Consider the following 13,885-nt stretch of genomic DNA (forward strand, 5'->3'; position numbering starts at 1 on the left):
TCTCGCGTTCCTGTCCGAGGATCGCCGCTCGGAAGGCATTTTCTCGAAGCTGTCGGTGCGCGAGAACATCGTCGTGTGCGTGTTGCCGCGTATCGCGCGGTTCGGCTTCATTTCCGTGCGCAAGCAGGAAGCGCTCGTCGAACGCTATATCCGCGAGCTGGGCATCAAGACGTCGCACGCGGGCGCGCCGATCTCGACGCTGTCCGGCGGCAACCAGCAGAAGGCGCTGATCGCGCGCTGCCTGTCGACCGAGCCGACGGTGCTGTTGCTCGACGATCCGACGCGCGGCATCGACGTCGGCGCGAAGGCGGAAGTGCACGACCTCGTCAAACGGCTCGCCGATGCGGGGCTGGCGGTGGTCGCGACATCGTCGGAGATGGAAGAACTGCTCGAGCTGGCCGACCGGCTCGTGATCCTGCATGAAGGCGCGACGAGCGGCGAGCTGTCGACGCGCGGCGCGAGCCCCGACGACGTGACCGCGTTGCTCGCGAACCAGGCGTAATGCGCCGGGCATCGACCAGAAGATGAGGAAAGCGTGAATCTAGCCAACCTGATGAGCGAACCGGAAGGCGCGCGCCGTACGTCGCGCCGCTCGCTGTTCGTGCAGGCGCGCGACCACAGCGTGTATCTCGCGTTCGTCGCGCTCGCGGTCTTCAACCTGATCGTCACGCCCGGGTTCTCGAATCCGCTCGCCGCGCGCAGCCTGTTGTTCCAGGCCGCGCCGATCGTGCTGATCGCGCTCGGGCAGAACCTCGCAATCGCGACGCGCGGGATCGACCTGTCGGTCGGCTCGGTGATGGCGCTGTCGAGCGCGATCATCGCGGTGTGTCTGCCGTATGGAACGGGCGCCGCGTTCGCGGCGGCGATCGCGATCGGGCTCGCGGTCGGCCTCTTCAACGGCGGGCTCGTCGCGCGGCTCGGCATCGATCCGCTGATTTCCGGGCTGGCGTTGCTGGTTGCCGCGCGCGGGCTTGCGCAGGCATTGCTCGGCGGGTCGCGCGTGAGCCTGCCGCCTTCCGATGCATTCGATTTCATCGGCATCGGTACGTTTTTAGGGCTGCCGGTCGTGATGCTGATCGCGCTCGCGTGCGCGGCGATCGTGTTCTTCGTCGTGCGCAATACGACCTTCGGGCGCTACACGATTCTCGTCGGCGCGAGCCGCGATGCCGCGCATCTCGCCGGCGTGCCGGTGCGACGCACGCTGCTCGCGGTCTATGCGGCAAGCGGTGCGCTCGCCGGGCTGGCCGGCCTGTTCGCCACCGCGCGGCTCGGTGCGGGCGATCCGAACTATGTCGGCGTGAACTTCGAACTCGATGCGATCGCCGCGTCGGTGATCGGCGGCACGCCGCTCTCCGGCGGACGCGTGTCGATCGTCGGCACCGTGTTCGGCGTGCTGCTGCTGCAACTGCTCGATGCCAGCTTCATCATGAACAACATCAGCTTCACCTATGCGCAGATCCTGAAGGCCGCGTTCATTCTTGGCGCGCTGTACCTGCAGCGCTCGGGAGCCTGACATGTCGACCGCGCCGATTTCCACGCACACCACGCAGGACGCGAGTCGCGCCCGCCGCGCGCAGGTTGTCCGGCTCGTGCAGGCGCGCGGCGCGATCGCGATCCTCGTGCTCGTGTGCCTGATCGCCGGCCGCGTGTTCCCGCATTTCCTGAGCGCGCCGAACCTGCTCGACATCGTCGCGGCCGCCGCGTTCGTCGCGCTGATCACGATCGGGCAGAGCTTCGTGATCATCCTCGGCGGGTTCGATCTGTCGGTCGGCTCGCTCGTCGGGCTCGGCACCGTGATCGCCGCGTACGCGGCGCCGTATGGCTGGGGCGCCGCGCTGGCCGCGCCGGTTGGCGCGGGGCTGATCGTCGGGCTCGCGAACGGCTGGCTGATCGCGCGGGCGCGGATGGCGCCGTTCATCGTCACGCTCGCCGCGTTGCTCGGGTTGAAAGGGCTGTCGCTCGTGCTCGCGAGCCAGGACATGCTGATCGCCAACCCGGGGTTCTTCGCGACGATCGCGAACGGCTCGCTGTTCGGCATCGGCAACCTGGTGTGGATCGTGGTCGTCGCGTATCTCGTCGCCGCGTTCGTGCTGAATCACACACGCTACGGCGCGGGCGTGTTCGCGATCGGCGGCAACGAGGAGGCGGCGCGCATGCTCGGCGTGAACGTCGAAGGGCTCAAGATCGTCACGTACGGGCTGAGCGGGGCGCTGGCCGGGCTGGCCGGTGCGCTGCTCGCGTCGCGGCTCGATTCGGGGCTGCCGGGCGCCGGCAACAGCTACGAGCTGCAGTCGATCGCGGCGGCGGTGATCGGCGGCGTGCTGCTGACGGGCGGCGTCGGCACGCTGTTCGGTCCGCTCGCGGGCGTGCTGCTGCTCGGCGTGATCGAGAACGTGATCAATCAGGTCGGGACGTTGAGCCCGTACTACCAGAACCTCGCGAGCGGCGCGTTCCTGCTGCTCGCGGTGATCGCGCAGACGCTGCTCACCGGGAAGCGGCGCAAGCGGTAGCGATCGGGCGCGGCTTCGCGCCGCCGCACACTGGAACGCTAAATGCTTGTCACGCGGAATCCTTTCGATGAAGGAGCACCGCGATGAGCACACCGACCCCCACCGCTTTTTCCCATGTGAAGCCGCAGGACACCGCGTTTCGCGGCGAAGGCCTGCGCGACTTCTTCCTGTACCGCGATCTCGGTATCGCGGCCGCGACGAACGGCAAGGTCGTCGCGCAACTCGTCAGGGCGAATCATGCACCGGAGGCGGGCACCGGCTGGCACCGTCACGAGGCCGAGTTCCATATCGTGATCATGCTGAAGGGCTGGGCGCGCTTCATGTACGGCGAACGCGAGACGCTGGTGAGCGCCGGCGATTGCGTGCATCAGGCGCCGGGGATCGTCCACTACCTGTTCGACTACTCGCCGGACATGGAGTACCTGGAGATCGTCGGGCCCGCCGATTTCAAGTCGATCGATGTCGAAGGGCCGTGCGCGGTGCCGCTGCCGACACCGTGGGGAGAGGCGGGGGCGTAGTTGCCTGGTTCCCCGGGGCATGCATCATCGGTACGCCTGTTTGTGACGAACCGCCCTCGGGCGGTTTTTTGTCGTGCCTTCCACGGAAGCCTCCGTGCGATCCGCTTTCCCTGCTTCACATTCTTTCGAATTCCGAATGGTCGAGAAGCTGAAGATCCGGAAAGAAAAGAAAGACATTCGTCAGCTTCGACGCGTTGGCAGCGCTGCGATGTCAAAGATCGTCAATTGCGCGTGGATGCGGTGCACGGCTTGTCGACGACCGGCGTTAAGGAGGTACCAGCCGGATCACCGGTTGACCTACCCGGGAGAGATTCCATGAACCGCATCGCAAAGATCCTGACGGCCACCGCACTGGCCTGCGCCGTTCTCGTTCCGGCACTTGCCGAAGCCCATTCGCACCGTGTGTGCCATTTCGATCACCACCACCATCGCGTGTGCCGCTGGGTGCGGTAATCGCGACTGACTCGGGAATACCCGGAACGCATTCTTCATTCAGGCAAATCAGGAGAGGACTATGAAAAAGACGATGTTGATCGCCGCGCTGGTCGCCGGCATGGGTATGTCGATCGGTGCATTCGCGCAGGTTCCGGCCAGCGCGCCGGCCGGCACGACCGGCCTGTGCAAGGACGGCTCGTTCTACTCGGGCGCGTCGAAGAAGGGCGCATGCGCGGGCCACAAGGGTGTGAAGACCTGGTACGGCGCATCGTCGGCGACAGCCGCGAGTGCACCGGCCGCAGCACCGGCCATGGCCGCTTCGGCCGCCCCTGCATCGGGCACCGCGCCGGCGAAGAGCGCGGCTGCAACGACTGCAGCCACCGCGGCGGCAGCGCCGGGCGGCGGCCCGGGCAAGGTATGGGCCAACGACAGCACGAAGGTCTATCACTGCTCGACCGACAAGTACTACGGCAAGACGAAGCACGGCAGCTACATGTCGGAAGCCGACGCGAAGGCGAAGGGCTACCACGCGTCGCACGGCAAGGCGTGTTCGTAACGCAGGCTGACGCGCGAGCCGCTCCCTCGCGCGTCGTCCGCACGCCGCAGCACCTCACGCCCCGCCATCCCCCCGGCGGGGCGTTTCATTTTCAGCGCCGTCCGGCTTCAGTGGGCGGGATGCGACTGCGTGTCGGCCGCTGCATCGTGCGCCGTTACGCGGGCATCGAGCAGCGCGCGCAGCGTCACGTAGTGCGTGCCGTCCGCGCCGCCTTCCGCACCCGCGGTGCGATCGTACGGCTCGTTGTCGTGGATCGTCGCGCGCACGATCGGATAGATCTGCGTTTCCCAGCGGCTGCCGTTGAACACGCCATAGTGGCCTGCGCCCGTCTGCACGTGGTGCGTCTTCAGGTACGGCGGTAACCCCGAACACAGCTCCTGCGCGGCCACCGTCTGGCCGACCGCGCAGATATCGTCCTTCTCGCCTTCGATCGTCAACAGCGCGGTGCGATGAATCGCCGCCGGCTCGACGAGCCGATCGCCGACCGTCAGCTCGCCACGCGCGAGCGCATATTGCTGGAACACCTTCTCGACCGTTTCCAGATAGAACTCCGCGGTGAGATCGGCGGTGGCGAAATATTCGTCGTAGAAGTGCCGCAGCGTGTCGGCTTTCGCCGGATCGCCTTTCGCGCGCTCGTAGTACAGGTCGGCGAACGACGCCGCATGGCGATCGGGATTCATCGACATGAACGCGCCGACCTGCACGAAGCCCGGATACACGCATCGTTGCGCACCAGCGAAGCCCGCCGGTACGACGCTGATCAGGTTCCGCGCGAACCATTCGATCGGCTGGCTCGTCGCGAGCGCGTTGACCTTCGTCGGATTCACACGGCAATCGATCGGCCCTGCCATCAGCGTCAGGCTCGCGGGCTGGGCCGGATCGCCGCCGGCGGCCATCAGCGCGACCGCCGCGAGTGCGGCGACGGTTGGCTGGCAGATCGCGAGCACATGCGCGTCCGGGCCGATCTGATGGGTGAAGTCGATTACGTGCGCGACGTATTCGTCGAAGCCGAATCGTCCGGCCGTCAGCGGGATGTCGCGCGGGTTGTGCCAATCGGTGATGTACACGTCATGGTCGGCCAGCATCGTATGCACGGTGCCGCGCAATAGCGTCGCGAAATGCCCGGACATAGGCGCGACGATCAGCACGCGCGGCTGGCGCGCAACCGGCAGCGCCTTGCGGAAATGCAGCAGCGTGCCGAACGGTGTGGCCGCGGCGGCTTCCTCGACGATCGGCACCGTCTCGCCGTCGACGACGATCGACGCGATCCCGAACGGCGGACGCCGATGCGAGAACGCGCAGCATTCGAGCAGCTCGCACAGCGCGTCGAGCATGCGGCCGGTTGGCGTCGCGGTGGCGGGCGGCCACAGCGACATCGTCGCGCGGGCGGCGGCGGCCCATGCGCGCGCCGGGCGCGTGCATTCGGCAGACCATTGATAGAACGGATAGGCAAGCAGATTCATGGCCGTCACTCGTTGTGCCGCGTTGCATGGAACGAGGCAAGCCATGTGCCAGCCCGCGGCTGGCACGCGCGTTGCACGCGGTTCGGGAACGCTGCGATGCAGGCAGCACGCGACAACCGGCAGCCGCACGCGATGCGTGGCCGAGCCGGTCTCGCGTGCGGTAGGTGACGCAACCGCGTGCGGAGCTGCGCCAGTTCGGCGAATGCGCGGCACCGGCATGGTGCGGGTGATGCCGCGTGGCGTCCGTTTCGGTGCAGGGGCACGAACGGCTTTGAACAGGGGAGCGACATGGAAGTCACCGGACAGACGACGTTGACCATCAGCAGCCGCAATTACTCGTCGTGGTCGATGCGCGGCTGGCTGCTCGCGAAGCTGAGCGGGCTCACGTTCGAGACGGTGAGCGTGCCGATCGATGCCGCATCACGTGCGGAGTTGCTGCTGCTGTCACCGTCGATTCTCGTGCCATGCCTGACACACGACGGCAACACGGTGTGGGACACGCTCGCAATCGCCGAATACCTGAACGAAATCCGGCCGCAGGCGCGGCTGTTGCCTGAGGACCGGCAAGCCCGCGCGCATTGCCGGTCGATCTGCGGCGAGATGCATTCCGGTTTCAGCGCGTTGCGATCCGCATTGCCGATGAACCTGCGCGCGCATTTCCCCGGCTTCCGGATCTGGTCGCGCGCGCAGCACGACATCCAGCGGATCGTGACGATCTGGCGCGAGTGTCTGGCCGCATACGGCGGCCCCTGGCTGTTCGGTGCGGAGATCGGCATCGCCGATGCAATGTATGCGCCGGTCGTCACGCGCTTTCTCACCTACGACGTGAAGCTGGAGCCCGATATCGCCGAGTACTGCATGCAGGTGCTCGCGCATCCGTTCGTGACCGAGTGGATCGATGCGGCGAAGGCGGAGCACGAAGACATCGACGAACTCGACATGGAGTTCTGACGCGCAGGATCACGTGCGCCGCACACGTCGTAACGCATGACGCGTCCAAATATCGGACGAATGGCGTTTGACCAAAGCGCGCTTAAATCGGACGAATCGACGCACGGCGTGAGGCCCCGTGCGGCGGGCCTCGCACGCAATCGGGGTAAACATCGCGGGCGCGGTGCCGATAACGCAGGTCCAGTGACCGCAAGAGAAACACGTGAAACCGTTCGTCATGCTTGTCTTTGCCGCTGCGCTCGTCATGTCAGCCGGCTGCGCCCAACTTCAACCCGGACGCCAGGATGCGAATGCGCACACCGACGCACCTTCCGCGTCGACGTCGCTCGTCGATTTCGTCATACCAGCCGATGCGCTTGGCGCACGCGATCCTCAACTGACCGCGTTGCTCGCGAAAGTCGGCGCGCTGGCATCGAAGCAGACGCAACCGATGACGATACGCGTGGCCGCGTTGCCGCAGGATTTCGGCTACCTGAACCAGTCGATCCGACGTGGCATCGCGACGCCGCGTGTCGCATCGGTGCGCGTCGAGAACGTCGCGGCCGGCAGTTGCCGGCCGTACAGCGTCCAGGTCGGACCGACCCAATAACAGGAGATCCCGCGATGCTACGACTGTCGATCTGCGCCGCCATGCTCGTGTGCGGCGCCGCGTTTGCGGCACCACCCGGCGACGGCGCGCCGTTTGCCCCTGCCGCATCCAATCAGGTGTTTCCGCCGCTGCCGCCGTTCGCGTCGCTGCCGCCGGGAGCGGGCGGCGACGATGAGGGACAGGCACCCGCGCCGGCGGGTGGGCGTCACGCGAAGAAGCTGCGCCACGCACCGTCCGCGAAGAAGGCGCCGGAATTTCAGGTGCGTCTCGTCGTGACCGACGAGTCGCGCGCGGCGCTCGCCGCCGAAGACAAGAAGCTCGACGACGCGCTGGCGAAAAGCACGCACGAGCGGCGCACGACGGGGGCCGGTGCAGCTTCGCTGGCGATGACGCCATGAACCCGCGGCATCGAAGCGGCGGATACGTGACGGCCCGCACCGGGGTCGCCTCGATGCAACGACGCTGCACGCCATGGCTGTGGTTTGCGATGTTGTTGTTGAGCGCACTCTTCGTCGCGCCGGCGCGTGCGGACGACGCCGTGCCCGGCAGCGAATGCTTCGAGCGCGCGGCCGGCTATCAGGGCGTCAACCCGCAGATCCTGCGCGCGATCGCCTGGTACGAATCGAAGGGCAATCCGGCTGCCGTGCATCGCAACGCGGACGGCAGCATCGACGTCGGCCAGACCCAGATCAACTCGGTGCACTTCGGCGAACTGCGCCGCTACGGTGTACCGCCGGGCGCGCTGAAGGACGCCTGCGTGAACATCTACGTCGCGGCCTGGATGCTGAAACGCAAGATGGTCCGCTACGGGAACACCTGGCAGGCGATCGGCGCCTATCACTCGGAAACGCCGCGCTATCGGGACGAATATGCGCGAAACATCCACGCGGTGCTCGTGTCGTGGGGCTTGCACGAGTGAGCCGATTTTTTGTGCGCATTGAAGGCCGAAAGTAAGGATCGCGGCGGGCCCGGCCGATTCGAGGAACGTGCCGCAGCCTGTCGTTTTCCCGAATGCATCAAGCCGTTTCCGCAGCGCAAACGTTTTGCATCAAATTCTGCTCACTTGACCCCTGCGACGAGGTTAAAGAACTCCACTGCGCGTGTCGTAAACGGGAGCACGGGGAACGGCGGCGATGATCGCGCATGCAGCGCGACGCGCCGCCGCACAAGAAAGCAAGCGCAGCAGGGGAATCGACTTGAATCGTCAGCAATCGTGGACGCGTACGGCGGCGCCCGGAGAAATCATTTACTCCGAGGGCTTTGCGGGTGAGCCCGTCATCTTCTTGATCACCGACGGCAAGGTCGAGCTGTCCACGCGATGCGACGACAAGCGCGTCGTCGTCGCGACGCTCGGCCGCGGCGAGTTCTTCGGTGAATCGGCGTTGCTCGCGGCCGAGCCGCGTGCCCATACCGCGAAGGCGCTTTCATTCTGTCAGCTGACGGTCGTGCCGGCCGGCATGCTCGACGAGGAAATCGAGCGCGTGTCGGCGCTGCTGCGCCACATCGTGCGAACGATGATCCGCCGCGTGAAGCGCAAGGACGACCAGCTTGCCACCTACACGCATGCAGACTTCATGCCGGGCGTGCTGTCGTATGCGCATGTGCTGGCGCTGATGGCGGGCGCCGAAGCGCGCGATGGCGGCGACGCTTGGGCGCGCCGGCCGATGCAGGCCCATGCGGCCGAAACCTCGGTGCCGCTCGCCGAAGTGATCCGCAAATGCCGCGCGATTGCCGGCCACTCGCGGCCGCACGTGCTCGCGATGCTGCGACGCATGGAGAAGCTCAATCTCGTCACGATCGAAGCGGCGCAGGCGGACCATGCGGGCGGTGCGGTCGACTATGCGGCGTCGTCGGATGCGCGCCAGGTCGTCACGTTCGACGCCGCGCGCGTGATCGATCGCGCGCAGCAGGTGGCCGATCACGATCTCGACCTGTCGATCAACAGTGAACTCGAACTCATCGAGCTCGCCGATCTCGAAGCGCTGATCGGCGTCGAGAAGACGATGCTGCTCAACAAGCTGTCGAACGGCGAGATTGCCGACGAGTTGTTTGCGTTCCGCAAGTCGAAGGTCCTCAGTTACGTCGAACAGAAGGGGGTGACGTACTTCTCGCGGCGCAACGCGCGACGCGGCGACGTGCGCTCGCTGGAGGATCTCGTGTCGATCGACCAGCGCACGCTGTTCGACGTCATCAGCGCGTTCGATACCTACGATCTCGCGAAGCTGATCGCGAATCTCGACGATCGCGCGGTGGCCGACAAGCTGTTCTCCGTGATGACCGAGGCGCGGCGCAACGAGGTGTCGTGGGTGATGCGCCGCGAGCTCAAGCTCGACCCGATCGAGATCGAGGACATCGAGCGGCGCGTGCTGGATGCCGTTCGCGCGGCGAAGGCGCCGGCGGCGGGCACCGTGCCTGTCGCGTCGGCATCGGATGCATGACAAGGGGGCGCGTATGGATCTGTTGACCCTGGCCGGTGTGGTGTTGGGCGGCGCGGCGATCGTGTTCGGTTTCGCGCTGGAAGGCGGGCATTTCTCGATGCTGTTCCAGTTCGAGGCGCTCGTGATCGTGCTCGGCGGCACGCTCGGCGCGGTGATGATCCAGAACACGTGGGCGCGCTTCTTCGATGCGGTGAAGCAGTTGCGGCTCGCGTTCGTCCGTGCGCGCGAAGTCGATCGCAAGAACCTGTCCGACCTGCTCGAATGGGGCGACCGCGCGAAGCTCGACGGGTTGCTCGCGTTCGAATCGATGGACGTGAGCGGCATCCATCCGTTCGCGCGCCGCGGGCTCGAACTGCTGGCGAATGGTGTGTCGACCGCCGTGCTCGAAGACGCGTTGCAACGCGAACTCGATGCCTACGAACGCAGCCGCCTCGCCGCTGCGCGCGTGTGGCAGCAGGCCGGTGGGTATGCGCCGACGTTCGGCATTCTCGGGTCGGTGCTCGGGCTCGTGCAGGTGACGAGCCATATTCTCGAACCGGCGCAGCTCGGGCCGGGCATCGCGGTCGCGTTCATCGCGACGCTGTACGGGCTGGCGTTTGCCAACCTCGTGTTCCTGCCGCTATACGGCAAGCTGCGCGCGCAGATCGACAGCGAGCTGCGGTTTCGCAAGCTGTATCTCGACGGATTGCTGGCGATATCGCGCAAGGAATCGCCGCATACGATCGAGACGCGCCTGACCGGTGACGTGCGCGGGCGCGCGGTCGAATCGCTCGCGTGATGCGCGTGTGTCGTACGACGAACCCGGATTTCCCACAGCATGACTGCTCGAACTGACGGTGCATCCGCCGCCGATCGCGACGACGACGAACTCGAAGGCGCGCAATCCGGCCGCTGGCTGATTTCGTACGCGGATCTCATCACGACGCTGATGGTGCTGTTTCTCGCGTTGTACGTGCTCCAGCTCGCGAAATACAACGCGCTCGATGCGCGGTACCAGACGCTCGCGCGGCATGCTGAAAGCGCGGCGAGTGTATCCGCTGCTTCTGCCGCTGCCGTGACGCCTGAGCACGCACCGCCCTGGCTCGCGTTGCTCGATTCGTTGAAGTCGAACGGCCGGATCTCGCTCGTGAAAGCGCCGCATGGCGTCGAGATCGGCATCGACGCGAAGATCCTGTTCAATGTCGGCGATGCGCGCCTGTTGCCCGATTCGTCGCCGGTGCTGAACCAGATCGCGCAGGCACTGAGCGATCACGCGACCGGCGACATTCTCGTCGAAGGGCATACCGACAGCGTGCCGATCGCGAACGCGAAATACGAATCGAACTGGGAGCTGTCGTCGGCGCGCGCGGGGAGTGTCGTGCGCTACCTGACCGAGCGCGGTGTCGCCCCGCACCGGCTCGCGGCGATCGGGCGGGCCGATACACAGCCGCTCGTCGCGGGCGACGATGCGGCTGCGCGGGCGCGAAACCGGCGTGTCACGATCTTCGTTGCATACTGATTTGCGCTGAATTTTCGTTGTTCGCGCATCTATAAGCGGCCGCATATGTCCGCCTGACAACAACATAACGAATCTCGCATGATGAGCATGTGAATTCAGCGATGCGGTTCTGCGCGTGCATGCCGATAACCCAATCTGGCTCAGACCGAGCGGTTATCGAGGGTTCCCCATGCATTTCTGGCGCAAGCTTTCTATACAGAACAAGCTGATTCTCAGCATGACGAGTTGCCTGCTCGTGTTCGTCGCGATCTCGAGCGGACTCAGCATCCGTCTGATCGGCAACGCGGTGCGCGATCGCGTCGTCCGCGAAGAACTGCCGACGGCCGTGAACGGCATCCGCGCCGACGTGCAGCGGCAGATGGCCGGGCCGATCGCCGCGTCGCGGATTCTCGCGCGCGATGCGTTCCTGCTGCAATGGGAAGCCGACGGCGAACCCGACGCCGGCACGCGCAACTGGATCCAGCTCGCGAAGAACGTGAAGGACGAGCAGAAGGCCGCGTCGGTGCAGTGGGTGTCCGTGAAGAGCGGCAACTACTATAACGAAGCGGGCCTGCAGCGGAAGGTGACCGACAAGGATCAGTGGCTGACCGGCTTCCTGTCGTCCGGCAAGGCGTTCGACGTGAACATGGACCGCGAGGTGACGGTCGGCGGCTACATGATGTTCATCAACAGCCGTGTCGAGCTTGATGGTGTGCCGATCGGTGCGGCCAGCATGAGCTTGTCCGTCGATGCGCTCGCGAAGGGGATTGCTGCTTATCGGATCGGGGAGACCGGGTTCGCGTATCTCGTGCGTCCCGATGGCGCAATCATGATGCATCGCGATACGGCGCTGATCGACGGCAAGCATTTCATGAAGGACCAGCAGGGGTTGCCGGGGGATGCGTCGTCGACGCTGTTGGCCGGCCAGCCGTATGCGTATCTGAGCTACAACGGTGATGGCGGCGCGCGCTTCATCGCGACGTCGTTCATTCCGGAGTTGAACGCGTATGTGGTCGTCGAGGTGCCGCAGGCTGAATTGCTCGGGCCTGTGACGCGTGCGATTCGTAGCGCGGCGCTGGTTGCGGCTGTGGTGGGGCTTGGTGTTGCACTGCTCGTGATCTGGCTGGTGGGCCGCGCGATTGCTGCGCCGATCCGCCGCGCGGCGACGCTGCTGTCGGAGATCGCCAGCGGCCAGGGCGACCTGACGCGCCGGATGACGGTCGAGAGCCAGGACGAGATCGGGCAGTTGTCGGATGCGTTCAACCGGTTTGTGTCGTCGCTGTCGACGCTGGTGCACAGCATTCGCGCGGCTTCCTCGTCGATTGCGACCGGGTCGGCGCAGATTGCGACGGGGAATGCGGATCTCAGCGAACGCACCGAAGGACAGTCGAGCAACCTGGAGCGCACGGCTTCGTCGATGGAAGAGATCACGGCCGTGGTGCGGAACAACACCGAAACGGCGACGACGGCCGCGAAGATGATCAACGGCGCTTCCGATACGGCGGCGCGCGGCGGGCAGGTGGTGGGTGAGGTTGTGACCACGATGCAGGAGATCAGCGACGCATCGCAGCGGATCTCCGAGATCATCGTGATGATCGACAGTATTTCGTTTCAGACGAACATTCTTGCTTTGAACGCGGCTGTGGAGGCTGCGCGGGCAGGGGAGCAGGGACGCGGGTTTGCGGTGGTGGCCTCGGAAGTGCGGAATCTGGCGCAGCGCAGCGCGCAGGCGGCGAAGGAGATCAAGGTGCTGATCGAGCATAGCGCGGGCACGGTGAATACTGGGTCGCGGTTGGTGAGTGAGGCCGGGAAGGTGATGCGTGATGTCGTGTCGCAGGTTCAAGGCGTGAGCGCGATGATGAGCGAGATTGCTGAGGCGAGCCTGGAGCAGAGCGCCGGTATCGACCAGATCGGGGACGCGGTGCAGTCGCTCGATCAGATGACGCAGCAGAATGCGGCGCTGGTGGAAGAAAGCGCGGCGGCCGCGGCGAGCTTGAAGCAGCAGGCGGCGGAATTGACCCGGTTGGTTTCGGCTTTTAAGGTGGATGAGTAAAGTCTGAATCGCGATTTAGAATAGGGCGTTTCTGAGGGACGGCTGCCGTGGGTTCACGGCAGCCGTTTTTGTATGTTGGTGCGGGATTCAGTGACGTCTATAAAAATGAAACGCATTTCCAAATGGAAGATCGGGGTGGGGGCGGTGGTGCTCGTCGCGGTGGCGGCTGCGGTGGGGGCGAAGGTGATTGCGTCGCCTACCGATTCTTATCTCGCCTATCGGAAGAAAGCCGTCGACGCGGTTACAGCAGCGCGGATGGAAGATCAGGCGGATCTGGACAAGAAATACACGGCCGAGGTGAATGCACGGCTGGTTAAGCTTGTCGGGACGGTCAGGGCGAGAGGCTTTTCCGCGAAGGCGGGGAGTACCGTGGAGACCCTCTACATCGACAACGGGATGACGCCCGGGCCGGATGGACTGCTCTTGAAGTCGAATGACGGGAAGGTGAATCTCGTTGCGACGACGGTTCCGCTTTTGAAGGCTTGGGCTGCGACGGCGGATGCGGGGATCAAGTCCACGGACGATGTTGCCGTTATCTTCGATAACGAGACGTTTTACACCGACGTACTCGGTGGCGACGCTGCGGAGTTTCTGTTTGCCGAAGTGCCGGTGAAGCGGAAACCGACTGATGCAGTGGTGAAGGCGTTGCTGCTGGGTGACAGCCAGGACGGGATGCCGGACGGGCCGAATACGTTGATGGTGTCGATCAAGCAGGGCGCACGGGTTTATCTCATGTGGCGGGATGCGACGTTGCCCACGATTGTCGCTTGCAGTGCGGGGCACGTGGCTGAGGAACAGCGGCCAGCCTGTTTCGCGCAGCAATTGCCCAAGCAGAGGCGTTTTGCACGGTTTGTGTCCGAAGCGCAAGCGATGGTCGATGCGGTTGTTCAATAGG

Annotated in this window: 16 protein-coding genes; 15 read left to right on the plus strand and 1 reads right to left on the minus strand. The window is 65.2% G+C overall.

What is annotated here, in order from left to right:
* The 6 genes from G3N93_RS04690 to G3N93_RS04715 all read left to right on the plus strand — a co-directional run.
* Positions 1-502: ATP-binding cassette domain-containing protein (locus tag G3N93_RS04690; RefSeq protein WP_206132380.1), on the plus strand; the 502-nt coding region annotated here is incomplete at its 5' end.
* 33 nt (positions 503-535) lie between these two features.
* Positions 536-1,513, plus strand: a complete 978-nt coding sequence (locus G3N93_RS04695; RefSeq protein WP_174940842.1) for an ABC transporter permease — start codon at positions 536-538, stop codon at positions 1,511-1,513.
* Position 1,514: 1 nt separating this feature from the next.
* Entirely contained in the window at positions 1,515-2,510 is a 996-nt protein-coding gene (locus tag G3N93_RS04700; protein ID WP_206132381.1) for an ABC transporter permease, read from the plus strand.
* Positions 2,511-2,593: 83 nt separating this feature from the next.
* Positions 2,594-3,028: a cupin domain-containing protein gene (locus tag G3N93_RS04705; protein ID WP_206132382.1), complete on the plus strand. Its 435-nt coding sequence runs from the start codon at positions 2,594-2,596 to the stop codon at positions 3,026-3,028.
* Positions 3,029-3,343: 315 nt separating this feature from the next.
* Complete coding sequence (locus tag G3N93_RS04710; protein ID WP_006488624.1) at positions 3,344-3,481, plus strand: HHHH-motif protein; 138 nt, start codon at positions 3,344-3,346, stop codon at positions 3,479-3,481.
* 61 nt (positions 3,482-3,542) lie between these two features.
* Complete coding sequence (locus tag G3N93_RS04715) at positions 3,543-4,019, plus strand: hypothetical protein (RefSeq protein WP_206132383.1); 477 nt, start codon at positions 3,543-3,545, stop codon at positions 4,017-4,019.
* 107 nt (positions 4,020-4,126) lie between these two features.
* On the opposite strand, the gene G3N93_RS04720 is transcribed toward G3N93_RS04715, so the two are convergent.
* Complete coding sequence (locus G3N93_RS04720) at positions 4,127-5,482, minus strand: polyhydroxyalkanoate depolymerase (RefSeq protein WP_206132384.1); 1,356 nt, start codon at positions 5,480-5,482, stop codon at positions 4,127-4,129.
* A gap of 288 nt (positions 5,483-5,770) precedes the next feature.
* Here G3N93_RS04720 and G3N93_RS04725 point away from each other — a divergent pair, with 288 nt between their 5' ends.
* The 9 genes from G3N93_RS04725 to G3N93_RS04765 all read left to right on the plus strand — a co-directional run bounded on the left by G3N93_RS04725 (position 5,771) and on the right by G3N93_RS04765 (position 13,884).
* Positions 5,771-6,433, plus strand: a complete 663-nt coding sequence (locus G3N93_RS04725) for a glutathione S-transferase family protein (RefSeq protein ID WP_206132385.1) — start codon at positions 5,771-5,773, stop codon at positions 6,431-6,433.
* A gap of 202 nt (positions 6,434-6,635) precedes the next feature.
* Positions 6,636-7,022 carry a hypothetical protein gene (locus G3N93_RS04730; protein ID WP_307873390.1) on the plus strand — a complete coding sequence of 129 codons (387 nt, stop codon included), beginning with the start codon at positions 6,636-6,638 and terminating at the stop codon, positions 7,020-7,022.
* Between the two features lie 14 nt (positions 7,023-7,036).
* Entirely contained in the window at positions 7,037-7,420 is a 384-nt protein-coding gene (locus tag G3N93_RS04735) for a hypothetical protein (RefSeq protein ID WP_206132386.1), read from the plus strand.
* A 53-nt stretch (positions 7,421-7,473) separates the two neighbouring features.
* Positions 7,474-7,941 carry a lytic transglycosylase domain-containing protein gene (locus G3N93_RS04740; protein WP_011355954.1) on the plus strand — a complete coding sequence of 156 codons (468 nt, stop codon included), beginning with the start codon at positions 7,474-7,476 and terminating at the stop codon, positions 7,939-7,941.
* A gap of 277 nt (positions 7,942-8,218) precedes the next feature.
* Entirely contained in the window at positions 8,219-9,460 is a 1,242-nt protein-coding gene (locus G3N93_RS04745) for a Crp/Fnr family transcriptional regulator (RefSeq protein ID WP_206121392.1), read from the plus strand.
* 13 nt (positions 9,461-9,473) lie between these two features.
* Positions 9,474-10,238: a flagellar motor protein gene (locus tag G3N93_RS04750; RefSeq protein WP_011355952.1), complete on the plus strand. Its 765-nt coding sequence runs from the start codon at positions 9,474-9,476 to the stop codon at positions 10,236-10,238.
* A 39-nt stretch (positions 10,239-10,277) separates the two neighbouring features.
* A complete protein-coding gene (locus G3N93_RS04755; RefSeq protein ID WP_206132387.1) occupies positions 10,278-10,958 on the plus strand; it encodes an OmpA family protein in 681 nt (226 codons plus the stop codon).
* A 169-nt stretch (positions 10,959-11,127) separates the two neighbouring features.
* Positions 11,128-12,990: a methyl-accepting chemotaxis protein gene (locus G3N93_RS04760; RefSeq protein WP_174940860.1), complete on the plus strand. Its 1,863-nt coding sequence runs from the start codon at positions 11,128-11,130 to the stop codon at positions 12,988-12,990.
* A gap of 105 nt (positions 12,991-13,095) precedes the next feature.
* Positions 13,096-13,884 carry a hypothetical protein gene (locus tag G3N93_RS04765; protein ID WP_206132388.1) on the plus strand — a complete coding sequence of 263 codons (789 nt, stop codon included), beginning with the start codon at positions 13,096-13,098 and terminating at the stop codon, positions 13,882-13,884.
* The last annotated feature ends 1 nt before the right edge of the window (position 13,885 follow it).

Source organism: Burkholderia sp. Se-20378 (genome assembly GCF_017104665.1).
GTDB lineage: Bacteria > Pseudomonadota > Gammaproteobacteria > Burkholderiales > Burkholderiaceae > Burkholderia > Burkholderia lata.